21 protein-coding genes and 1 pseudogene are annotated in these 20,091 nt (G+C 66.9%); 12 read left to right on the top strand and 10 right to left on the bottom strand.

The window, feature by feature from the left end:
* Window positions 1–27: 27 nt before the first annotated feature.
* A complete protein-coding gene (locus AC1Q5S_RS12795; protein WP_422204393.1) occupies window positions 28–753 on the bottom strand; it encodes a DsbC family protein in 726 nt (241 codons plus the stop codon).
* A gap of 50 nt (window positions 754–803) precedes the next feature.
* Entirely contained in the window at window positions 804–1,937 is a 1,134-nt protein-coding gene (locus AC1Q5S_RS12790) for an FAD-dependent monooxygenase (protein WP_422204395.1), read from the bottom strand.
* Window positions 1,938–2,025: 88 nt separating this feature from the next.
* On the opposite strand from AC1Q5S_RS12790, the gene AC1Q5S_RS12785 reads away from it, so the two are divergent.
* From AC1Q5S_RS12785 to AC1Q5S_RS12760, 6 genes are all read left to right on the top strand, one after another.
* Window positions 2,026–2,895, top strand: coding sequence for an MOSC domain-containing protein (locus AC1Q5S_RS12785; protein WP_422204397.1), 870 nt, complete (start codon window positions 2,026–2,028; stop codon window positions 2,893–2,895).
* Between the two features lie 94 nt (window positions 2,896–2,989).
* The gene (gene ychF, locus AC1Q5S_RS12780; protein ID WP_303838264.1) at window positions 2,990–4,084 is read left to right on the top strand and encodes a redox-regulated ATPase YchF; all 1,095 of its coding nucleotides are present in this window, start codon (window positions 2,990–2,992) and stop codon (window positions 4,082–4,084) included.
* Between the two features lie 132 nt (window positions 4,085–4,216).
* Window positions 4,217–5,095 carry an EamA family transporter RarD gene (gene rarD / locus AC1Q5S_RS12775; RefSeq protein WP_422204400.1) on the top strand — a complete coding sequence of 293 codons (879 nt, stop codon included), beginning with the start codon at window positions 4,217–4,219 and terminating at the stop codon, window positions 5,093–5,095.
* A 250-nt stretch (window positions 5,096–5,345) separates the two neighbouring features.
* Complete coding sequence (locus AC1Q5S_RS12770; protein ID WP_422204402.1) at window positions 5,346–5,528, top strand: hypothetical protein; 183 nt, start codon at window positions 5,346–5,348, stop codon at window positions 5,526–5,528.
* Entirely contained in the window at window positions 5,507–5,968 is a 462-nt protein-coding gene (locus AC1Q5S_RS12765; protein WP_422204404.1) for a hypothetical protein, read from the top strand. The genes AC1Q5S_RS12770 and AC1Q5S_RS12765 overlap by 22 nt, the downstream gene beginning before the upstream one ends.
* Complete coding sequence (locus AC1Q5S_RS12760; protein ID WP_422204406.1) at window positions 5,905–6,456, top strand: GGDEF domain-containing protein; 552 nt, start codon at window positions 5,905–5,907, stop codon at window positions 6,454–6,456. Before AC1Q5S_RS12765 ends, AC1Q5S_RS12760 begins: the two co-directional genes overlap by 64 nt.
* An 84-nt stretch (window positions 6,457–6,540) precedes the next feature.
* Here AC1Q5S_RS12760 and AC1Q5S_RS12755 read toward each other — a convergent pair whose 3' ends face one another.
* Together AC1Q5S_RS12755 and AC1Q5S_RS12750 are read right to left on the bottom strand one after the other, a co-directional pair.
* The gene (locus tag AC1Q5S_RS12755) at window positions 6,541–7,959 is read right to left on the bottom strand and encodes a M20 family metallopeptidase (protein WP_422204408.1); all 1,419 of its coding nucleotides are present in this window, start codon (window positions 7,957–7,959) and stop codon (window positions 6,541–6,543) included.
* Between the two features lie 13 nt (window positions 7,960–7,972).
* Window positions 7,973–8,977, bottom strand: a complete 1,005-nt coding sequence (locus AC1Q5S_RS12750; protein ID WP_422204410.1) for a tripartite tricarboxylate transporter substrate binding protein BugE — start codon at window positions 8,975–8,977, stop codon at window positions 7,973–7,975.
* A 176-nt stretch (window positions 8,978–9,153) separates the two neighbouring features.
* Here AC1Q5S_RS12750 and AC1Q5S_RS12745 point away from each other — a divergent pair, with 176 nt between their 5' ends.
* Both AC1Q5S_RS12745 and AC1Q5S_RS12740 read left to right on the top strand, forming a co-directional pair.
* The gene (locus AC1Q5S_RS12745) at window positions 9,154–10,113 is read left to right on the top strand and encodes a LysR family transcriptional regulator (RefSeq protein WP_303834868.1); all 960 of its coding nucleotides are present in this window, start codon (window positions 9,154–9,156) and stop codon (window positions 10,111–10,113) included.
* Between the two features lie 208 nt (window positions 10,114–10,321).
* Window positions 10,322–11,923 carry a bifunctional aminoglycoside phosphotransferase/ATP-binding protein gene (locus AC1Q5S_RS12740; RefSeq protein ID WP_422204412.1) on the top strand — a complete coding sequence of 534 codons (1,602 nt, stop codon included), beginning with the start codon at window positions 10,322–10,324 and terminating at the stop codon, window positions 11,921–11,923.
* On the opposite strand, the gene AC1Q5S_RS12735 is transcribed toward AC1Q5S_RS12740, so the two are convergent.
* Entirely contained in the window at window positions 11,898–12,422 is a 525-nt protein-coding gene (locus AC1Q5S_RS12735) for a YqaA family protein (protein ID WP_303834922.1), read from the bottom strand. The two genes, AC1Q5S_RS12740 and AC1Q5S_RS12735, sit on opposite strands and share 26 nt — an antisense overlap.
* Before the next feature lie 160 nt (window positions 12,423–12,582).
* On the opposite strand from AC1Q5S_RS12735, the gene AC1Q5S_RS12730 reads away from it, so the two are divergent.
* From AC1Q5S_RS12730 to purH, 4 genes are all read left to right on the top strand, one after another.
* A complete protein-coding gene (locus AC1Q5S_RS12730; protein ID WP_422204414.1) occupies window positions 12,583–13,134 on the top strand; it encodes a D-Ala-D-Ala dipeptidase in 552 nt (183 codons plus the stop codon).
* A gap of 153 nt (window positions 13,135–13,287) precedes the next feature.
* A complete protein-coding gene (dusB, locus tag AC1Q5S_RS12725; RefSeq protein ID WP_303834871.1) occupies window positions 13,288–14,334 on the top strand; it encodes a tRNA dihydrouridine synthase DusB in 1,047 nt (348 codons plus the stop codon).
* On the top strand, window positions 14,331–14,564 hold the full coding sequence (locus AC1Q5S_RS12720; protein WP_026437884.1) for a Fis family transcriptional regulator: 234 nt from the start codon (window positions 14,331–14,333) through the stop codon (window positions 14,562–14,564). The genes dusB and AC1Q5S_RS12720 overlap by 4 nt, the downstream gene beginning before the upstream one ends.
* Window positions 14,565–14,658: 94 nt before the next feature.
* Window positions 14,659–16,260 carry a bifunctional phosphoribosylaminoimidazolecarboxamide formyltransferase/IMP cyclohydrolase gene (purH, locus tag AC1Q5S_RS12715; RefSeq protein WP_422204416.1) on the top strand — a complete coding sequence of 534 codons (1,602 nt, stop codon included), beginning with the start codon at window positions 14,659–14,661 and terminating at the stop codon, window positions 16,258–16,260.
* 159 nt (window positions 16,261–16,419) lie between these two features.
* Here the strand turns inward: purH and AC1Q5S_RS12710 are convergent, their stop codons facing one another.
* From AC1Q5S_RS12710 to thiD, 5 genes and pseudogenes are all read right to left on the bottom strand, one after another.
* Complete coding sequence (locus AC1Q5S_RS12710; RefSeq protein WP_422204437.1) at window positions 16,420–16,959, bottom strand: alkaline phosphatase D family protein; 540 nt, start codon at window positions 16,957–16,959, stop codon at window positions 16,420–16,422.
* A complete protein-coding gene (locus AC1Q5S_RS12705) occupies window positions 16,899–17,327 on the bottom strand; it encodes an alkaline phosphatase D family protein (protein WP_422204439.1) in 429 nt (142 codons plus the stop codon). Before AC1Q5S_RS12705 ends, AC1Q5S_RS12710 begins: the two co-directional genes overlap by 61 nt.
* A 4-nt stretch (window positions 17,328–17,331) precedes the next feature.
* Window positions 17,332–17,403, bottom strand: a pseudogene (locus AC1Q5S_RS12700) (hypothetical protein); the annotation flags it as partial.
* 381 nt (window positions 17,404–17,784) lie between these two features.
* Window positions 17,785–19,095: a glutamate-1-semialdehyde 2,1-aminomutase gene (gene hemL, locus AC1Q5S_RS12695; RefSeq protein WP_303834878.1), complete on the bottom strand. Its 1,311-nt coding sequence runs from the start codon at window positions 19,093–19,095 to the stop codon at window positions 17,785–17,787.
* Window positions 19,079–20,026, bottom strand: coding sequence for a bifunctional hydroxymethylpyrimidine kinase/phosphomethylpyrimidine kinase (gene thiD / locus AC1Q5S_RS12690; protein WP_422204419.1), 948 nt, complete (start codon window positions 20,024–20,026; stop codon window positions 19,079–19,081). The genes hemL and thiD overlap by 17 nt, the downstream gene beginning before the upstream one ends.
* Between the last annotated feature and the right edge of the window lie 65 nt (window positions 20,027–20,091).

The following is a 20,091-nucleotide window of genomic DNA, read 5'->3' as shown; positions in this document are numbered from 1 at the left end:
GGCGCAAGGGCGGCCCCTCGCGTGAACTCAGTTGCTGCTGGTGGTGCTGCCCGCCTCGGCCAGACGCTTTTCCACATCCTGGGCGCTGATCGCTCCGGGAACGCGCGCTCCGTTCGCGAAAATCAGGGTGGGGGTCCCGGTGATCTTGTACTTCTTGCCGAACGCAAGATTGCGCTGCAAGGCACTGGTGTCGCAACTGGCGGTGTTGGGTATTTTGTCGCGCAGCATCAGGTCATGCCAGGTGGCAGCCTTGTCTTTCGCGCACCAGATGTTGCGGGATTTTTCTGCCGAGTCGGGGCTCAGGATGGGGTAGAGAAACAGGTAGATCGTGATGTTGTCCACGCTCTGCAGATCCCGCTCGAAACGCTTGCAGTAGCCGCAGTTGGGGTCTTCGAACACCGCCAGCTTGCGTTTGCCATCGCCCCGCACGATGGTGAAGGCGTCCTTCAGGGGCAGGGCCGAAAAATCCACCGCGGTGAGCTTGTTGATGCGGTCCTCGGTCAGGTTGCGGCGCGCCTTGGTGTCGATCAGCTCGCCCTGGATGACGTAGTTGCCCTTGGCATCCGTATAGAAAAGGTCGGTGCCGATGCGAACTTCGTACAGGCCGGGCATGGCCGTGGTGCGGACCTCGTCGATTTTTTCCATTTGGGGAATGCGTTCCGCCAGTGTTTTGCGGATGGTGGCTTCCTGGGCGGAGGCTGTGAAACTCAGGGCGAAAGCGGCCGCGGCCAGCAGGGTGGGGATCAATTGCATCGTGTTCTCGTTCAGTGTTGTCGCGGCGGCTGCACGTGCAGCCACAGGTGTCAGTGGGTTCCCATGGCCTGGCGGGCCATCCATTCCTTCAGGGGGCCGCTGTGCTCGAAGCCCTTCATGCCCCAGTTGCGCAGTGCTTGCCATGGACCCTCGGTGCGTGCAAAAAGCTGCTGCAGGCTGTCCGTGGCCAACCCCATGGGCAGCATCGCCGCCTTGCGCTCGCGCTCGTAGCTGCGCAGCAAGCGCAGGTCGGCCACGCTGCGCCAGTAGTCGCGCCCATGCAGTACGCGGGCCAAGGCCTGCGCATCCGCCAGCCCCATGTTCAACCCCTGTCCTGCCAGCGGATGCACGTTGTGGGCCGCATCGCCGGCCAGCACCCAACTGCGGGACTGGCTGCCCTGGCCGGGCAATGCGCCGCACCAGCGGTTGGCACGCGCCTGCTGCAGGGGCCAGGCGGCCCGTTCGCCCTGCAATTGCAGCGCTCCCAGCGCACCCTGGCTGGCGGTTTCGAGGCGCTGGGTGAATTCCTGCGGCGCCAGTGCCAGCAACTGGGGTACCTGTTCCTTGAGGACAGACCACACCACCGCCACAGAGTTCCCCTGGACCCCGTCCAGTGGCAAAAAAGCCAGGATGCCGTCCGGCAGAAACCACTGGCGGGCGACCTGTCCGTGGGGGCGCTCGCAGGTCAGTCGTGTCGCGATGGCGTGCTGTTCGTAGGCGGTGACCTCGAATGCCACGCCAAACTCGCTGCGGGTGCGGCTGGCCCGGCCCTCGCACACCACGGTCAGGGTTGCGGGTGCCGGCTCGGACACTACCTCGACCTGTGGCTGGTAGCGCACGGCTTCCGCCAGGCGGGCCTCCAGCGCCGGAACGTCCACGATCCAGGCCAGCGCCTCGACGCCCTGGGCGGCTGCATCAAAGTGCACTGCGCCACCCTGGTCGCCAAAAACCTGCATCTGTGCAATCGCCGTGGCATGGGCCGGATCAGGCCAGCTGCGCAAGGAATCGAGCAACTGGCGCGATGCCCCGTTCAGCGCGTAGGCCCGCACGTCGCCCGCGGGCGCCACCGAAGGAGAGGGCGCAGCCACCAGAGCAACGCGCAGCCTCTCGCGGGCCAGCAGCAAGGCCAGGGTGCGACCCACCACGCCGGCGCCGCGGATACAGATATCAAAGGTTTTCGCCATGGGGGCATTGTAGGAGGGGGCCATGGGCCAGACGGCGCGGCACAATGGCCCATCCGGCCCTTGGTGCCGCCGACTGGAGCCTGCTCGCGTGACTTCTCTCCCTGAATCCGATCTCTCCGGCACGATTTCGCGCCTGTTCGTTTACCCGGTCAAATCCTGCGCGGGCATGGCGGTGCAGGAGGCCTTGCTTACCGAGACGGGCCTGGACCTGGACCGTGCCTGGATGGTGGTCGATGCGCAGGGCATGTTCCTGACCCAGCGCACCGTGCCCCGCATGGCGCTGGTGCGCCCCCAGCTCAAGACCTTCGAGCTGGTGCTGCGCGCGCCAGGCATGCTGGCGCTGCATCTGGCCCTGGATGCCGTGGAGGGCCCCACCACCGTCACGGTCTGGAGCGACACCGTACCCGCCTGGGACATGGGCCCTGTGGCGGCCCAGTGGTTCAGCGATTTCCTGGGCCAGCCCTGCCGCCTGGTGCGGTTCGACCCGGATCACCGCCGCCTGTCGGGCATGGACTGGACCCAGGGGGTGGAAGCGCCCAACCAGTTTGCCGATGCATTCCCTTTGCTGGTGACCAGCGAGGCATCGCTGGCCGGGCTGAATGCGCGCCTGGTGGCCACCGGGCAGGCCAGCGTGGGCATGGAGCGCTTCCGGCCCAACGTGGTGCTGGCGGGGCTGGAGGCGCACGACGAAGACCGCGTGGACAGGGTGCGCGTGGCCGCGGAGCACGGCGAGGTGCATCTGCAGCCCGTCAAGCCGTGCGCGCGCTGCCCCATACCCAACATCGATCCTGCCACCGCGCACAGCAGCCCCGCCGTGACCGACACCCTGCAGGCGTACCGGCAGGACGCGCGCGTGGGCGGCGCCATCACTTTCGGCATGAATGCCATCGTGCGCCAGGGGGCGGGGCAGGTGCTGCGCGTGGGGCAGCGCATTGCCGCGGATCTGCGCTTCGGATGAGTGGTGCCCTGTGTCCCCGGGGTATGCGCGGCAGGGCTTTGCCCCGGGCCCGTAAAATCCGGGGTTTGTCTCCAGAACACCAGAAAGCCCTGCCATGAGCCTCCAATGCGGCATCGTGGGCCTGCCCAACGTCGGCAAGTCCACCCTCTTCAACGCGCTGACCAAGGCCGGCATCGCCGCCGAGAACTACCCCTTCTGCACCATTGAGCCCAATGTGGGCGTGGTGGAAGTGCCCGATCCGCGCCTGCAGCAGCTGGCCGAGATCATCTCGCCCGAGCGCATCGTGCCGGCCATCGTCGAGTTCGTGGACATCGCCGGCCTGGTGGCGGGCGCCAGTCAGGGCGAAGGCCTGGGCAACCAGTTTTTGGCCCACATCCGTGAAACCGACGCCATCGTCAACGTGGTGCGCTGCTTCGAAGATGACAACGTGATCCATGTGGCCGGCCGCGTGGACCCGATCTCCGACATCGAAGTCATCCAGACCGAGCTGTGCCTGGCCGACCTGGGCACGGTCGAGAAAGCCCTCAACCGCTATACCAAGGCCGCCAAGTCGGGCAACGACAAGGACGCCGCCAAGCTGGTGGCGCTGCTCACGCGCATCCAGGCCGCGCTCAACGAAGGCAAGCCCGCCCGCAGCGTGGAGATCACCAAGGAAGAGCAGCCCCTGCTCAAATCCCTGTGCCTGATCACGGCCAAGCCCGCCATGTTCGTCGGCAATGTGAGCGAAGACGGCTTCGAGAACAACCCGTTCCTTGACCGCCTGAAAGAATACGCCGCCAGCCAGAATGCCCCCGTGGTGGCGATTTGCGCCAAGATGGAAGCCGAAATGGCCGAAATGAGCGACGAAGACCGCGACATGTTCCTGGCCGAAATGGGTCAGAGCGAGCCTGGCCTGGCCCGCCTGATCCGGGGCGCCTTCAAGCTGCTGGGCCTGCAGACCTATTTCACCGCTGGCGTGAAGGAAGTGCGCGCCTGGACCATCCACATCGGCGACACCGCACCGCAGGCCGCTGGCGTGATCCACGGCGACTTCGAGCGTGGCTTCATCCGTGCGCAAACCATTGCCTTTGACGATTTCATCCAGTACAAGGGCGAGCAAGGCGCCAAGGATGCGGGCAAGATGCGCGCCGAAGGCAAGGAATACGTGGTGAAGGACGGCGATGTGCTGAACTTCCTGTTCAACGTCTGACCACCATGCCTGGGGCCTGGCAGCCCTGTGCCACTGCCCGTGTCCCTGCACTGCCTGGCGGTTGCAGGGATTTTTTGTGGCGCCATGGGGCTGCGTTGCTGCCGGCCCTGCACTCTTTTTCTACCCCAGCCCGTGACCCCAGGAATCGCCTACGCCACCCTTGCCTATGTGGCCTGGGGCCTTTTCCCGCTGTATTTTCGGCAGGTGGCGGCCGTGCCCGCGTTCGAAGTGGTACTGCACCGCACGCTGTGGTCGCTGGTGTTCGTGCTGGCCCTGCTGGCGGTGCGCCGGCAGTGGGCCTGGATGCGCGCGCTGTGGGGCCAGCCGCGTGTGCTGGGTGCGTTTGCGCTGTCCGCGCTGCTGCTGGCGGTCAACTGGCTGACCTATGTCTGGGCGGTGAACAACGGCCATGTGGTCGACGCCAGCCTGGGCTACTTCATCCTGCCGCTGGTCAACGTGGCGTTGGGCTATGGGTTCCTGCGCGAACGGCCGCGCCGGGGCCAGTGGCTCGCTGTTGCGGTGGCGGCCGCCGGGGTGCTGTGGCTGACGGTGCAGGCCGGGCGCTTGCCCTGGATCGCGCTCGTGCTGGCCCTGTCCTTCGGCTTCTATGGCCTGCTGCGCAAGGTGGCGGTGCTGGGCGCGCTCGAAGGCCTCACGCTGGAGACGGTGCTTCTGGCGCCGCTCACACTGGCCGTGCTGGGCGCCTGGACCTGGCAGGGCCAGGGCGCGCTGGTGCAGAGTGACGCCACCACCCTGGGCTGGCTGGCGCTGGCCGGGCCGGTGACGGCGGTGCCGCTGCTGCTGTTTGCGGCCGGCGCACGCCGCATTCCGCTGGCTACGATGGGCATCCTGCAATACATCTCGCCCAGCCTGCAGTTCGCGCTGGGGGTGTGGCTGTTCCACGAGGCCTTCGACCCCGCGCGCCTGGCGGGTTTCGCGCTGATCTGGGCGGCCCTGGTGGTTTACACGCTCGAAGGCTGGCACGCGCGCCGCAGCTCCCTGCCGGCCTGATGTGCGTCCGTGGCGCGTTGCGCCGATGGCATACTGAAACATATCGGGAGAGAGGTGGGCGGCTGTCCGTAAGATGCTCCGTTTGACAGTGCCTGGCGCGCCACTAAAGGCGGGCCCGGGTGGTCTGCAGAGGCTCTTGCGGGCGCACGGAGCGGCCAGCGGCATGGGCCCCTGGCTCCCGTCCATTCACCTGCAGGCACAACCACGTTCTTTGCGTTCAAGGCCCATGGGTACCGCCGGCATCCTTTCCATGTTTTTCGGACGCAGCAAGCCGCAGTCCTCCAGCACGAGCGCCTTTCCCCTGGCCGATGCCATCATGAATTTCGACGATTCGTCGGAGGGCGGCATAAGCCTGGCGCAGCGTGATATGGATGACCCCAAGTCCACGGGCCGGCGCAGCAACGCGCAGAAATGGGCATTGCCTCCACGCTGATCGGCCTGTTCGTGCTCGCCACGCTGGGCTTCCATGCGCTGGGTATGTTCAAGCGGTCCACGGCCCACGTGCTGCTGGGGCTGATTGCGTTCTTCATGCGGGCCTTCTTCGTTGCATTCCGCCAGGGCCTGCATTGGTGGTTCCGCGAGAAGCGACTCAAGCTGCCCATCGTCGCCACGGTCATGGCCTGTATGCTGCTGGTGGTCTACCTCGACCCGGCCCTGCAGATCCTGCTGGTGCCGTTCTCTTTCGTCGCCATGGCCTACGGCATGTACCGCATCTCGCGCGGCAAGGCCTTTGCGCTTGCCTTTGCCGTGCTGGCGGGCTACGCGCTGGTAATCGACCTGCACTCGCACAACAGGAGAACGAGGCGCTCTTGCGGCTGGAGATCCGGCACTTCCTGGCGCTGGCCGTTTCCCTGCCGGCCTTTGCCTTCCTGATGGGCAAGGTGCCACTGCTGCACGGCATCCTGCACCGCGCCAGCCACAAGCTCAAGAACATCCAGGAAGACGCGCAGCGTGACACGCTGCTGGGTTGCTTCAACCGCCGCTACATCGTTGCCGTGCTGGAAGAACAGAAACAGCTGGCTGACGAGGCCGGCATTTCGTTGTGCCTGGCGGTGATGGGCCTCGACCATTTCAAGCGTATCAACGACGAGCTGGACCACCTGGGCGGTGACGAGGTACTGCGCAGCTTTGCCCGCGTGGCGCGGGAGAACGTGCGCGCGGGCGACCTGTTCGGCCGCTATGGCGGCGAGGAATTCCTGCTCATCTTCCCGGCCACCTCGCCGCTGCCCGCGCTGAACACCTGCGAGCGCATCCGCGCGCAGGTCGAGTCCCATTTCTGGAAGGGCCTGCCCAAGATGGGTGTCAGCAGCGCATTTGCTGCCACTTTTGCCCCTCTTCGTCATCTATGGCGATGGCCATAAGCTCCTCAGGCGGAACAAAACGGCCGCGCAATAGCACTCGCCGCCATCCCAAGCCCTATCGGGACATCTGGGTACCAACTGGCTTCAGGTGCGCAAAAATGGCAACGGCACGTCCGCCGGTATCGGGCATGCATAGGGCTTGCCCTGGCGGCGCTCCAGCAGCTCGGCCTTGGCCTGGGCGATCAGCTCGGGGCGCTGCACCAGTTCGATGGCCGTGCCTGCGAGCACGCGCGCTGCGCGCACCATGCCGGCGTGGGCCAGGGCGGACTGGCCCTGCGACACCATCTGCCACGAGTGCATGGGCGTGCCGAAGGCGTAGCAGGCCACCCAGGCCTGGACCGTGGGCGTGATCCAGCTCACGTCGGCCACGTCGGTAGAGCCGAACAGGATGTCGTCAACGGTGGGGTCGTAGGGCGCCACGCCCTCGAACACTGCGGGCACCTGGCCGCGCAGCACGCTGGCCAGCGGGCGGCTGACGGCGTTGATATCGTTCTCGCTCAGCGTGGCCTGGAATTGCCCGGCCTGGCCCTGCTCGCCGATGTCCACTGTCAGCGCGCCCTCGGCCAGCAGCCGGGCGTAGAGCACTTGGTTCAGCGTGTGGTTCTGCAACAGGTTGGAGCAGGCCTTGTCGAACACGATCTCGACCCGGCAGTCGGTCATCAGCGCGGCGCCGCGGGCCACGTTCTGCACGCGCTCGTAGAGCTCGGTGGCCTCGTGGTTGCGTGCCGCGCGGATCAAGTACAGCACCTCGGCGCGCGCCTGCACCACGTTGGGCGAGAGGCCGCCCGAGTCGGTGATGGCGTAGTGCACGCGTGCGTCGGACGGCATGTGTTCGCGCAGGTAGTTCACGCCCACGTTCATGAGCTCGACCGCATCCAGCGCGCTGCGCCCCAGGTGCGGTGAGTGGGCGGCGTGCGAGGCCTTGCCGTGGAAGATGAACTTGGCCTGGATGTTGGCCAGCGTGCTCTGGCTGAATACGCCGGTGAAGCTGCCCGGGTGCCAGGTCAGGGCCGCGTCCACGTCGTCGAACGCGCCCGCGCGCGCCATGAAGGTCTTGCCCGAGCCGCCTTCCTCGGCCGGGCAGCCGTAGTAGCGTATGCGCGCCTGGCCGCCGCTGGCCTGCAGGTGCGCCTGCAGCGCGATGGCCGCGAAATGCGCCGAGGTGCCCAGCAGGTGGTGGCCGCAGCCGTGGCCCGACAGGCCCGGGCTGTCCACCGAGGGTGTGCACACCAGGGCGCCGCTTTGCTGGTTCAGGCCCGACAGCGCGTCGTACTCGCCCAGGAAGGCGATCACCGGGCCGGTATCACCCCATTCGGCCATGAAGGCCGTGGGAATGTCGGCCACGTCACGCGTGATGCGAAAGCCGGAGCCGGCCAGCGCGTCCATGTGCAGCCGGGCCGATGCCGTCTCGGCGTAGCGCAGCTCGGCCAGCGACCAAATCTGGTCGGCCAACGCCGCCATGCGCGGCGTCTCGCGCGCGAAGAAGTCCTGCAGTTGTTCCATGTCGTGTCCTCGCTTATTCGGGCTTGACCCCGGCCTTGTCCAGCAGCGCCTTGTTGCGCAGCGACTCCCGGGCGATCTGGGCCGGGAACTGGCTTTGGTCCATGCTGGAGGCGTTGGCGCCCACGGTCTTGAGGCGCTGCTGCACCTCGGGCAGGTGGGTGGCCTTCACGGCGGCCTCCTGCAGGCGCTTGATGATGGGCGCGGGCGTGTTTTTGGGCACGACGATGCCGAACCAGCTGATGCCCAGCTGGTTCAGGCCGTCGTAGCCCAGCTCCTTGAAGGTGGGCACGTTGGGCAGGTCGGGCGAGCGGCCTTCGGAGGCCTGCACGAAGGGGATCAGCTTGCCGCTCTTGATGTGCGCCATGGCCGAGGGCAATTGGTCGGGCATGAGCTGCACCATGCCGGCCAGCACGTCGTTCAGGGCCGGGCCGGCGCCGCGGTAGGGCACGATCTGGATGTCGGTCTTCAGCGTCTCGTTGAACGAGGCCAGCATCAGGTGGCCCAGCGTGCCCAGGCCCGGCACGGCGCCGCTGATCTTGCCCGGCTCGGCCTTGGCCTTGGCCACGAAAGCCTCGAAGGCGGTTACGCCCAGGCTGGGGTGCACCATGTACACGGCCGGCATGGTGACCAGGTTGGCCACGGGCATGAGCTTGGCCGGCAGGCCCTCGGCGCGCGTGAACAGGTGCGGGTTGATGGTCATGGTGCTGACCGTGGCCATGCCGACGGTGTAGCCGTCGGGCGCGGCCTGGGCCACGGACTCGGTGCCGATCACGCCGCCCGCGCCGGCCTTGTTGTCCACCACGACGGCCTGGCCCAGGGTGCTGCGCATGCCCTCGGCCACGATGCGAGCCACGATGTCGGTGGAGCCACCGGCGGCAAACGGCACGATCAGCTTGATGGGCTTGTTCGGGTAGTTGCCGCTGCCTTGGGCCCGGGCCTGGGGCAGGGCGGCGCAAACGGCCAGGGCGGCGATGGCCAGGGCCTTCAGGCTCAGGCGGTGCGTGGGCATGGTGTGCATGGAATGTCTCCTTGGGAATGGCCGCCGTGCAGGGCGGTGCTGTGGATGGGGTTGGCGCACTCCACTGTAGAAAAAAAGCACCGATCCGGGTGGTGTATTTTTCCTGTTGATATAAGTAAAACCGATGGCTTAATACTTGTAGCCTTCGTCAATAAAAGAACTGCATCCAGAAAGCCATGAACAAACCCGATAGCTTGCCCGAGAGCCGACAGCTCTATTCGCGCCTGATGCGGCATGTGCGCCTGCGCCAGTTGCAGCTGCTGCTGGCGCTGCAGCACAGCGGCTCGGTGGTGAAGGCCGCGCAGCACCTGGACATGAGCCAGTCCGCAGCCACGCAGGCCCTGGGCGAGCTCGAACGCGTGCTGGACCTGCGCCTGTTCGAGCGCCACGCGCGCGGCATGCGTGCCACGCAGGCGGGCCAGGCATTGATTGATGCGACGCACGGCGTGATGAGCGAGCTGGAGGATGCTGCCGAGACACTGGCCGCCATCCGCCTGGGCGCCAGCGCCGCGCTGCGCCTGGGGGCGATACCGGCGGCGGCGCACACCATTCTGGCGCCGTTGCTGGCGCGCTTTTATGCGCAGCGGCCCCTGGTGCATGTGGACGTGCAGGAGGGCGAGGGTGCGCGGCTGTTGCCGCTGCTGATTGCCGGCGCGCTGGATGCGGTGTTCTGCCGCCAGCCGGCGCTGCTGCCCGAGAGCCATGCCTTCGAGCCCCTGCTGGCCGACGAGGCGGTGTTCATCGCCGCGCCGTCCCACCCCATGGCCAGCGCCCGGAAGGTGCGATTGGCGCAGCTGGCCGATGCGCGCTGGGTGCTGCCCACGTCCAGCGTTGCCGTGCGCGACATCTTCGAGCGCGTGGTGCTGGCGCAGCTGCCCCAGGCGCAATGGTTCCACATATCCACCGTGTCGCTGCCGGTGCTGCAGGGGCTGCTGGCCCAGCCCGGGGCCGTGACCTTGGTGCCGCGCAGCATCATGCCGGCACTGCACCATGCCGGGTCATTAGCCGGGGTCTGCATGCTGGACATGGCCTTGACACGCGAGGCGCTGGCGCTTGCGCCTCTGGGGGCGGTGTACCGCCGCGAGGCCAAGCCGACGCTGCTGCGGGAAATGCTGGCGCTGTGGTGCGCGCCGTAGTGCGCGCCACCAGCTCATGGCTTCGCCCAGGGTGTTGTCTGTCGGGCCTCCAAGATGGCTGGCCAGAACAGTTCCGGGTTGAGCTTGATGAGGCCGAACACGGCAGTCGCGCGCAACTGCGCGCGCTCTGATTGCCTGTTTATGATCTTTCCTTGCGTACCCCATGACCCCATGGAAAAATCATAAATAGGCCCTGAAAGCGCTGCCCATGTCCCTGCAAGACGATTACGCGAGCGCAGAGCAACGCCTGCATGCGCTGCAGCAATGCCCTGCGGCCTTGGGCACCGCAGAGAGCGTGGACTGGATCGAAACGCACATCTCCTGGCTGTTGCTGGCCGGCGATTGGGTCTACAAGTTCAAGAAGCCGCTGAAGCTCGACTTTCTGGACTTCAGCACACAGGCCTTGCGCCGTGCCGCGTGCGAGGAAGAGCTGCGCATCAACCGCCGCACTGCGCCCGCGCTCTACCAGGATCTGGTGGCGCTCGCGGGCGACACGCACGGGGGCCTGCTGCTGCTGCCCCTCGCGCAGGCGCCCCCGGACGCCGAGCCGGCGGTGCGCATGCGGCGCTTCGACCAGGCGGCGCTGCTGAGCCATGTGCTGGAGGCGCAGCGTCTGACGCCCGCGCACATCGACGCGCTGGCCCGGCATGTGGAGGGCTTCCACGACAAGGCAGCCGTGGCCTTGCCCGGTCAGGGCTGGGGCACGGCACAGGCCGTGCGCGCGCCGGTGCAGGACTGCCTGGCGGCGCTGCAGCCGCAGGTGGCTCAGGCCATGCCCGATTTGGGCCCCGTGCTGGCGCAGGTCGCGCAGTGGTGCGCCGCGCACGGTGAGGCGCTGGCGCCTGTGTTCGAGGAGCGCCTGCGCACGGGCCGGGTGCGCGAATGCCATGGCGACCTGCACCTGGCCAACCTGGTGCTGGTCAACGCTGCGCCGCAGCTCTTTGACGCCATCGAGTTCAACCCCGCGCTGCGTTGGATCGACTGCGTGGCCGACATCGCCTTTCTGGCCATGGACCTGCAGGCGCGCGGCCGTGCCGACCTGGCATGGCGCTTTCTCAACGCCTGGCTGGAGCGCACGGGCGATTACGCGGGTCTGCAGGTGCTGGACTACTACCGGGTGTACCGTGCCCTGGTGCGTGCCCGGGTGGCCGGGCTGCGCCTGGCCCAAACCGTGGGGGATGCGCGCGCGGCCTGCCTGCAGGAGCAGCAGCGCTACCTGCAGCTGGCGCTGTGCTTCACCCAGCCCCGGCCCGTGGCGCTGTGGCTGGCGTACGGCTTCTCGGGCTCGGGCAAGAGCACGCAGTCGCTGGGGCTGGTTTGCCAGCGTGGCATGGTGCGTGTGCGTGCCGATGTGGAGCGCAAGCGCCTGTTCGGCCTGGAGTCCGGGGATGCCAGCAGCGCCGTGCCCGGCGGTATCTACACGGCCGATGCCTCGCTGCGCACCCACGATCGGTTGGCGCAAGCGGCGCGCTGGGCGCTGCAGGCCGGCCATGCCGTGCTGGTGGATGCCACCTTCCTGAACCCGGCCATGCGCCAGCGGTTCATCGCGCTGGCCCAGGAGCTGCGGGTGCCTTGCCGCATCCTGTGCTTCGAGGCACCGCTCGACGTGCTGCGCGAGCGCGTGCGCGCGCGCCAGCAGGCCGGGGGCGATGCCTCCGAGGCCGATGTGCGGGTGCTCGAAGCGCAGTGGGCGGCGGTCCGGCCGCTGTCCACCGACGAGGAGGCGCTGGCGGTGCATGTGGACACCACGCAGCCCGTGGACTGGAACCGTCTGCTGCCCCCGGTCAGTAACTCAGGTGCCCCGGCATGAAATACAGCAGCATGCTCGTCATGAGAAGGTAGCGAAAGAATTTGCCCACTGCCATGTAGGCCAGACAGGGCCAGAACGGCAGCTTGAGCCAGCCCGCCACGGCGCACAGCGGGTCGCCCACCACGGGCAGCCAGCTCAGCAAACAGGTCTTGGCCCCCCATTTGCGCAGCCAGATGCGCGCGCGGCGCTCGGTGCGGCTGAGCGCGCGCGCCGGTTGGGCATCGGCGCTGGGAGGGTGGCCGGCGTGCCGGTGGCGCCGTGCCGCATCCCAGGCGCGGTGTGCGCCCAGACCCATCCACCAGCTCACGCCGCCGCCCAGGGTGTTGCCCAGCGTGGCCACGGCGATGGCGGGCCAGTACAGGTCGGGGTTGAGCTTGATGAGGCCGAACACCGCGGGCTCCGAGCCCATCGGCAGCAGCGTGGCCGAAACGAACGAGACGACAAACACCGTGCCCAGCCCGAACTGCGGCAGAGCCAGCCATTGCAGCAACTGGTGCATCCAGATTTCCATGGGGGCAAGTGTAGGGCGGCATTGCGTGCGCCGCAGGCCCTGGGGATTCCGTCCTACAAGGCGCTGCGCTGTTGGGCCACGGCGCGGGTGCGCCAGGATTTGTATCGTGGGCTGATTCCCGCCCTTGGCAATCACCGGAAGGCTTGCGATGCATATCTCCCCCCCAACGCCACGATTTTCCTGCCGTACGTACTGGCTGTCACTGGCCGCTGGCATCTTGCTGGCGGCCTGTGTGCAGAGCCCGCAGGCCGTGGCGTCTGGGCAGGCGCCACCTCCGGCGCCCATGGTCTGGAACGCCGCGGAGGAGGGTTGCGCGGGGGGCGAGCGCCTGCGGGCTGCCGTGGCCAGCGCACGCAGCGAGTTGCAGGCCCAGGGGCTGGTGCTGAAGACCGCGTGCCAGGCGTCGCAAGGCGCGCTGGCCGTGCAGGTGGAGGTGGCGAACGGCCTGCTGGCCAGCAAGGTGGTGCGCGGCCCGCTGGCCGAGGGCGAAGCGGTGGACATGGGCACTCCTGCCGGCGTCGGCGGCGCAGCGGCCGCGGGCCACAACGCTGATTTTTCACCCGACGTGCAGCACAACCGCCAGTGGCTGCGTGCGCTCATGGCGCGCCACCAGCTCGACAATCTGCCGGACGCCTGGTGGCGTTATGCCCGGAAAGCGGCGCCATCGGCGGTGGCCGAAGTGGACCTGGCCGCGCGCTGAGTCCGCTGGCGCCGGAAGGCGCGGATGGAGGGCGGCACCGGCCATTTATTTCCTCTATCCGGAGGGGCAGTGCATTTCATTTGCTGAAAATTTGAGCAGCTACAATGCTGCCTCCTTTTTCAGCATCCGCTGCACGCCCATTTCTTCCCCTTCATGCAGATCGGCCACATCCCTTTGGCGAACCGCTTGTTCGTCGCCCCCATGGCGGGCGTCACGGACCGGCCTTTCCGCCAGTTGTGCAAGCAGCTCGGCGCGGGCTACGCAGTGAGCGAGATGGTGACCTCGCGCAAGGACCTGTGGAACAGCCTCAAGACCTCACGCCGGGCCAACCACGAAGGCGAGCCTGGACCGATCGCCGTGCAGATTGCCGGCACCGAAGCGCAGATGATGGCCGAGGCCGCGCTCTACAACGTGGACCGGGGCGCGCAGATCATCGACATCAACATGGGCTGCCCGGCCAAGAAGGTGTGCAACAAATGGGCGGGCTCGGCGCTGATGCAGGACGAGGCGCTGGCCGTGGAAATCGCCGCCGCCGTGGTGGAGGCCTGCGCCCCGCGCAACGTGCCCGTCACGCTCAAGATGCGCACCGGCTGGTGCCAGCAGCACAAGAACGCCGTGGCGTTGGCGCGGCAGTTTGAAAAGGTGGGCATCCAGATGCTCACCGTGCACGGTCGCACGCGCGAGCAGGGCTACAAGGGCCAGGCCGAATACGACACCATTGCCGCCGTGAAGGCCGCCGTGCGCGTGCCCGTGGTGGCCAACGGCGACATCACCACGCCCGAAAAGGCGCGCGCCGTGCTGGCCGCCACCGGGGCCGACGCCCTCATGATCGGCCGCGCAGCGCAAGGCCGGCCCTGGATCTTCCGCGAGGTGGGCCACTTCCTGGCCACGGGCGAGCACCTGGCGCCGCCGCTGGTGGCCGAGCTGCGGCGCCTGCTGTTGGAGCACTTGCAGGACCACTACCGCCTGTATGGCGAGCTGACCGGCGTGCGCAGCGCGCGCAAGCACATTGCCTGGTACCTGCGCGCGCTGCCGGGCGGCGAGGCCTTGCGGCAGCACATCAATACGATAGAAGACTGCACCACGCAGTGGCAGGCGGTGGCCGACTACCTGGATGCCCTGGCGCAACAGATGGACCGGCTGCCGGCCGCCACCGATATGGATGCGAATACACAAGAACAAGAGGGAATGGCTGCATGAGCAAGAAAAACATCGAAGAATCCGTGCGCGAAAGCCTGCAAGGCTACTTTCGCGACCTGGGCGGCGAGACGCCCGATGGCATGTACGACATGGTGGTTCGCCTGGTCGAGCGTCCGCTGCTGGAGGTGGTGATGCTCCAGGCCGACAACAACCAGTCGCGGGCCGCCGAATGGCTGGGCCTGAACCGCAACACCCTGCGCAAGAAGCTGGTCGAGCACAAGATGCTCTGATGCCAGGGTCTCATTTGCTATTTAATTTATAGCTTTGGCGCTTGATGAATAAGCGCCAGGGCCTGTTTTTATTCAAACTCTATCCATCCACACCATGAACGCACTTCTCTCCGTTTCCGACAAGACCGGCATCGTCGAATTCGCCCAGGCCTTGCACGCGCTCGGCATCAAGCTCTTGTCCACCGGTGGCACCGCCAAGCTGCTGGCCGACAAGGGCCTGCCCGTGACCGAGGTGGCCGAAGTCACCCGGTTCCCCGAGATGCTCGACGGCCGCGTCAAGACCCTGCACCCCAAGGTGCATGGCGGCCTGCTGGCCCGCCGCGAGTTGCCCGAGCACATGGCCGCGCTCAAGGAGCACGGCATCGACACCATCGACCTGCTGGTGGTCAACCTCTATCCCTTTGAAGCCACCGTGGCCAAGGCCGGTTGCACGCTGGCCGATGCCATCGAGAACATCGACATCGGGGGCCCCGCCATGGTGCGCAGCGCAGCCAAGAACTGGAAAGACGTGGGCGTGATCACCTCGGCCGACCAGTACGAGGCCGTGCTGGCCGAGCTGAAAGCCGGCGGCAAGCTCAGCGACAAGCTGCGTTTTGTGCTGTCGGTGGCCGCGTTCAACCGCATCGCTCAGTACGACGGCGCCATCAGCGACTACCTGTCCTCGGTCACGTTCGAAGCCGAAAAACTGTCGGAAACCTATGTGCCCGCCCGCACCCAGTTCCCCGGCCAGAGCAACGGCATCTTCACCAAGGTGCAGGACCTGCGCTATGGCGAAAACAGCCACCAGCAGGCCGCGCTGTACCGCGACCTCCACCCCGCGCCCGGCTCGCTGGTCACCGGCGTGCAGCTGCAGGGCAAGGAACTGAGCTACAACAACATCGCCGACGCCGACGCCGCCTGGGAATGCGTCAAGAGCTTCGAGGCCGCCGCCTGCGTGATCGTCAAGCACGCCAACCCCTGCGGCGTGGCCGTGGGCCTCGATGCCCTGAGCGCCTACAGCAAGGCCTTCCAGACCGACCCCACCAGCGCCTTTGGCGGCATCATCGCGTTCAACCGCGTGGTCGATGGCGCGGCCGCAGCCCAGGTCAGCAAGCAGTTTGTCGAGGTGCTGATGGCGCCCGACTTCACGGCGGAAGCGCTGGAAATCTTCAAGGCCAAGGCCAATGTGCGCCTGATGAAAATCGCACTGCCAGCCCATGGCGGCCAAACCGACTGGGAACGCGGCCGCAACGCCATGGACGCCAAGCGCATCGGCTCGGGCCTGCTGCTGCAGACCGCCGACAACCACGAGCTGGCGCTGACCGACCTGAAGGTGGTGACCACGAAGCAGCCCTCGCTCGAAGAAATGCAAGACCTGTTGTTTGCGTGGAAGGTGGCCAAGTACGTCAAGAGCAACGCTATCGTGTTCTGCAAGGGCGGCATGACCATGGGCGTAGGTGCCGGCCAGATGAGCCGGCTGGATTCGGCCCGCATTGCCAGCATCAAGGCGCAGCACGCCGGCCTGACCCTGCAGGGCACGGCGGTGGCGAGCGATGCGTTCTTCCCGTTCCGTGACGGCCTGGATGTGGTGGTGGATGCAGGCGCCACCTGCGTGATCCAGCCCGGTGGCAGCATGCGCGACCAGGAAGTGATTGACGCCGCCAACGAGCGCGGCGTGGCCATGGTGTTCAGCGGTGTGCGGCACTTCAGGCATTGAGTTCTGTGCATCCCCCTGAGGCGCCAGCGCGGCGGGGCGGCCCTTGCGCAGGGGCTGCTGGTATGGGCCGCGCCGGTGTCAAGGGCATGGTGGTATCCGAAAAAAAGCGGCCTCGGCCGCTTTTTTGTTGTTTGCGCTCCTGCTCCGAGCGCAGGGCGGTCAGGCCGCCACGATGCGCCCGCGCCCGCTGGCGCCGGCCAGCACCTTGAGTGACTTGTCGGTGCTGGCGGTGTAGTTGCGGCTGGTGATGGTGTTCACATACACCCAGTCGGCGCGGCACTCGGTGGCCGTGGCGGTGAGCAGCAGGTAGCCGCGGCGCGCGGTGTCGCAGTATTTCAGCGTCTTGATCAGCTGCTGGAATGCCCCCGCCAGCATGGCCGGGTTTTCCTTGGGCAGGTATTCCTCGAAGCCGGGCGACGACACCGACGAGGTGGCGAACTCCACGCCCACGGCGTTGCCGTTCATGTCGGCCAGCTCGTTGGCCCAGGCGTTGTGCGTGTCGCCCGACAGCACCACCAGGTTCTTGCCCAGGCTGCGGGCCGTGCCCAGCACGGTTTCGCGCGCGGCCTGGTAGCCGTCCCAGGCGTCGAGGTTGTAGGGGATGCTGGGCTGGGCCAGGATGGCCTGCTCGGCGGGGGTCAGCGTGGCGGGCGCAGTCCGGGCCTTGGCCACGAGGGCCGAGTATTGCGACAGCGACACCCCCGTGGCGGGGTTGTTGAAATTGAGCAGCAGGGGGGGGCGGGCACGTTCATGCGCCCCATCAGCACCTGCTGGCCCAGCACCTGCCAGGTGGCTCGGGACGCCGCCATCTGCTGCTGCAGCCACTGGGTCTGCGTGCTGCCCAGGAGCTGGCGCGCGGGGTTGCCCACGGCGGCGGTAAAGCCTGTGGCATCGATGCCGCTGGCGGTGATGTAGTTGTTGTAGTCGAGCTGCTCCTCGCGCCCGATGGCGCGCGTGTCCAGCATGTGCAGCGCCACCAGGTCGCCAAATTGAAAACTGCGGTAGATCAGCCCGGGCTGCGGTGGCGGTGGCCTGGCCCTTGGCCACCACGGTGGTGAAGGCGGCATCGCTGGCCAGCTCCCATTGCACGGGGATGTCTGCCATGGCGCCCGCAGCCGGCGTCACGCGCGTCCACAGGATCACGCGGTCGCTCAGCGGGTCGCCGCTGGCCACGCTGTGGACAAAGCGCAGCTCCGGATCGTCGCTGCCACCGCAAGCCGCCAGCGGCAAGGTGCCGAGCGCCGTGGCTCCTCAGGCCATCTGGCGCACGAAGCGGCGCCGGCCCGTGTCCGTGGCGGTAGCAGGCTGCAACAAGTTGGTCAGGGGCTTCTTGTCGTGGGGGCTGTGCATGGTGGAACGCTCGGGTTAAAGCCACCCAGGCTGACAGGCGTTTGTGACGGGGCTGTGAACGCCTGCACCATGCAAAAACCCCGTGGCAACGGGGTGCGTTGCCACGGGGTTGAGGGGAGAAAGCCAATGGGCGTTTTTGACTTGTAGCGCCTATCTGGTAATCGCTATGTGCTCTTATTTTGTGAGCGTTTTGAAGACGTCGCGCGCAATGGCCACGGTGTCGGCAATGTCCTGCGCCGTATGGGCGGCGCTCACAAAGCCGGCTTCGTAGAGCGCGGGCGCGATGTACACGCCGCGGCCGAGCAGGCCGTGGAACAGCTGGTTGAAGCGCGCGCCGTCGGTCTTCAGCACTTGCGCGTAGTTCTGCGGCAACTCGGGCAGCAGGAAGAAGCCGAACATGCCGCCCTCGCAGTCGGCGCTGAAAGGCACGCCTTCGGCTGCCGCCGCTGCGGCCAGCCCATCGACCAGCGAGCGGGTACTGGCGCCCAGGGCGTCAAAGAAGCCGGGCTTCCGGATCTCGCGCAGCGTGGCCAGGCCGCAGGCCGTGGCCACGGGGTTGCCCGACAGGGTGCCGGCCTGGTACACCGCGCCCAGGGGTGCCAGGTGCTCCATGATGGCGCGCGAGGCGCCAAAGGCCGCCAGCGGCATGCCCCCGCCGATCACCTTGCCCAGCACCGTGATGTCGGGCTGGAAGCCCGGGATGCTTTTGGCGTACACACTTTGCGCGCTGCCCAGGGCCACGCGAAAGCCGGTCATCACTTCGTCCAGCACCAGCAAGGCGCCATATTCGGTGCACAGCTCGCGGCAGCGGCGCATGAAGGGCACGCTGGCGCGCACGAAGTTCATGTTGCCGGCAATGGGCTCGATCATCAGACAGGCCAGGTCCTTGCCGTGCAGGGCGAAGGCCTCTTCGAGCTGGGCCACGTTGTTGTATTCGAGCACCAGCGTGTGCTGCACCACTTCGGGCGGCACGCCGGCGCTGGTGGCATTGCCAAAGGTGGCCAGGCCCGAGCCGGCCTTGACCAGCAGCGCATCGGCATGGCCGTGGTAGCAGCCCTCGAACTTGATGAGCTTGCTGCGCCCCGTGGCGCCGCGCGCGAGGCGGATGGCGCTCATGCCGGCTTCGGTGCCCGAGCTGACCAGACGGATCATCTCCATGGAGGGCACCAGGCCCAGGATTTCTTCGGCCAGCTCGATCTCGCGCTCGGTGGGGGCGCCAAAGCTGAAGCCTTCCAGCGCGGCTTTCTGCACGGCTTCGAGCACGGCCGGGTGACCGTGGCCCAGGATCATCGGACCCCAGGAGCCGATGTAGTCGATGAAGCGCTGGTCATTGGCGTCCCAGAAGTAGGCGCCTTGCGCGCGCTTGACAAAGCGGGGCGTGCCGCCCACGGCCTTGAAGGCCCGTACGGGCGAATTCACGCCGCCAGGGATGAGCGCCTTGGCGCGTTCGAACAGGGGGATGTTGAGGTCAGTGCTTGGTGTCATGGGGTGGCATCACGAAGCCTTCGAGGGCCTGTGTTTCGTCAAGGGGTTTGTCTTCATCGCCATCGTCCTCATCGGGCTGGGCCCAGAACATGCGATCGGGAATGATGTGCCCCATTCCGGGGCGAAATCCGGCGTCCAGGCAACGGTCCAGGTAGCTCAGGGCTTCACTGGTGGCTTCGCCCAGATCGTTGCCACTGGCCACCAGCGCTGTGAGGGCGGCCGAAAGGGTGTCGCCTGCACCGGCAAACGTGGCGTCAAACAGTTCGAACTTGCCACTGCCCAGCACAGTCTGGGGCGAGGCCAGCACGTTCTCGACAAACTGTTCGGGCAGCGGTATGCCCGTGACCAGGGTGTAAGGCACGCCCATTTCGGCGGCGGCCCGGGCGATGTCGCGGGCGGTGGGGCTGCGGTCGCTTCGCCATTCGGGTAGCAGCCAACGCCACAGCGTGCTGTGGTTTCCGACCAATACGGATGTTTGCGGCAGCAGCAGTTCGCGAAAAGCATCCAGGTACTGGTCGATCAGATCGTCCTGCCACCACGACAGGTTGGGCATGTAGGCGATGACGGGGACCTCGTCATAGTCCGTGGTGATCTCGGTAATGGCGCTGATGTTCTCGGGGCTGCCCACAAACCCGATCTTGATGGCCTGCACCGGCAAGTCTTCCAGCACGGTGCGCGCTTGCTCGGACACGGCCTCGTCGTCAAAGCTGAAGTGGTCGAAGATCTCGGCGGTGTCCCGGGCGTAAGCGCCTGTAACAACGGCAATGGGGTGTCCTCCCACCGAAACGATGGTGCTGATATCGGCGGTAAGACCACCCGCACCGCTGGGATCGCTGGCGTTGAACACCAGAACGCAGGCAGGACTGGCACCGTCCGCTGCCTGATCGGAAATGTCCGCTATATCAGAAGAAGGGGGGGTATTTGTTGTCATGGGCCGGATTCGGCGGTGAGGGTGGCACAGAAGCAGCAACCCGGTGTGATGACTAGATACAATCG

It is taken from the genome of Acidovorax sp. GW835-FHT14B10 (genome assembly GCF_058793725.1).
This window is presented reverse-complemented; position numbering and strand designations above follow the sequence as displayed.

Excerpts from the sequence above, each read along its gene's own strand:
- dusB (WP_303834871.1), top strand. The coding sequence starts at position 13,288 with ATGCAGATCGGCCACATCCCTTTGGCGAACCGCTTGTTCGTCGCCCCC.
- AC1Q5S_RS12735 (WP_303834922.1), bottom strand. The coding sequence starts at position 12,422 with ATGCACCAGTTGCTGCAATGGCTGGCTCTGCCGCAGTTCGGGCTGGGC.
- ychF (WP_303838264.1), top strand. The coding sequence starts at position 2,990 with ATGAGCCTCCAATGCGGCATCGTGGGCCTGCCCAACGTCGGCAAGTCC.
- AC1Q5S_RS12740 (WP_422204412.1), top strand. The coding sequence starts at position 10,322 with ATGTCCCTGCAAGACGATTACGCGAGCGCAGAGCAACGCCTGCATGCG.
- AC1Q5S_RS12790 (WP_422204395.1), bottom strand. The coding sequence starts at position 1,937 with ATGGCGAAAACCTTTGATATCTGTATCCGCGGCGCCGGCGTGGTGGGT.
- AC1Q5S_RS12755 (WP_422204408.1), bottom strand. The coding sequence starts at position 7,959 with ATGGAACAACTGCAGGACTTCTTCGCGCGCGAGACGCCGCGCATGGCG.
- purH (WP_422204416.1), top strand. The coding sequence starts at position 14,659 with ATGAACGCACTTCTCTCCGTTTCCGACAAGACCGGCATCGTCGAATTC.
- AC1Q5S_RS12765 (WP_422204404.1), top strand. The coding sequence starts at position 5,507 with ATGGGCATTGCCTCCACGCTGATCGGCCTGTTCGTGCTCGCCACGCTG.
- AC1Q5S_RS12795 (WP_422204393.1), bottom strand. The coding sequence starts at position 753 with ATGCAATTGATCCCCACCCTGCTGGCCGCGGCCGCTTTCGCCCTGAGT.
- thiD (WP_422204419.1), bottom strand. The coding sequence starts at position 20,026 with ATGACAACAAATACCCCCCCTTCTTCTGATATAGCGGACATTTCCGAT.
- AC1Q5S_RS12745 (WP_303834868.1), top strand. The coding sequence starts at position 9,154 with ATGAACAAACCCGATAGCTTGCCCGAGAGCCGACAGCTCTATTCGCGC.
- AC1Q5S_RS12730 (WP_422204414.1), top strand. The coding sequence starts at position 12,583 with ATGCATATCTCCCCCCCAACGCCACGATTTTCCTGCCGTACGTACTGG.
- AC1Q5S_RS12705 (WP_422204439.1), bottom strand. The coding sequence starts at position 17,327 with ATGCCGCCTTCACCACCGTGGTGGCCAAGGGCCAGGCCACCGCCACCG.
- AC1Q5S_RS12750 (WP_422204410.1), bottom strand. The coding sequence starts at position 8,977 with ATGCACACCATGCCCACGCACCGCCTGAGCCTGAAGGCCCTGGCCATC.
- hemL (WP_303834878.1), bottom strand. The coding sequence starts at position 19,095 with ATGACACCAAGCACTGACCTCAACATCCCCCTGTTCGAACGCGCCAAG.
- AC1Q5S_RS12770 (WP_422204402.1), top strand. The coding sequence starts at position 5,346 with ATGTTTTTCGGACGCAGCAAGCCGCAGTCCTCCAGCACGAGCGCCTTT.
- AC1Q5S_RS12720 (WP_026437884.1), top strand. The coding sequence starts at position 14,331 with ATGAGCAAGAAAAACATCGAAGAATCCGTGCGCGAAAGCCTGCAAGGC.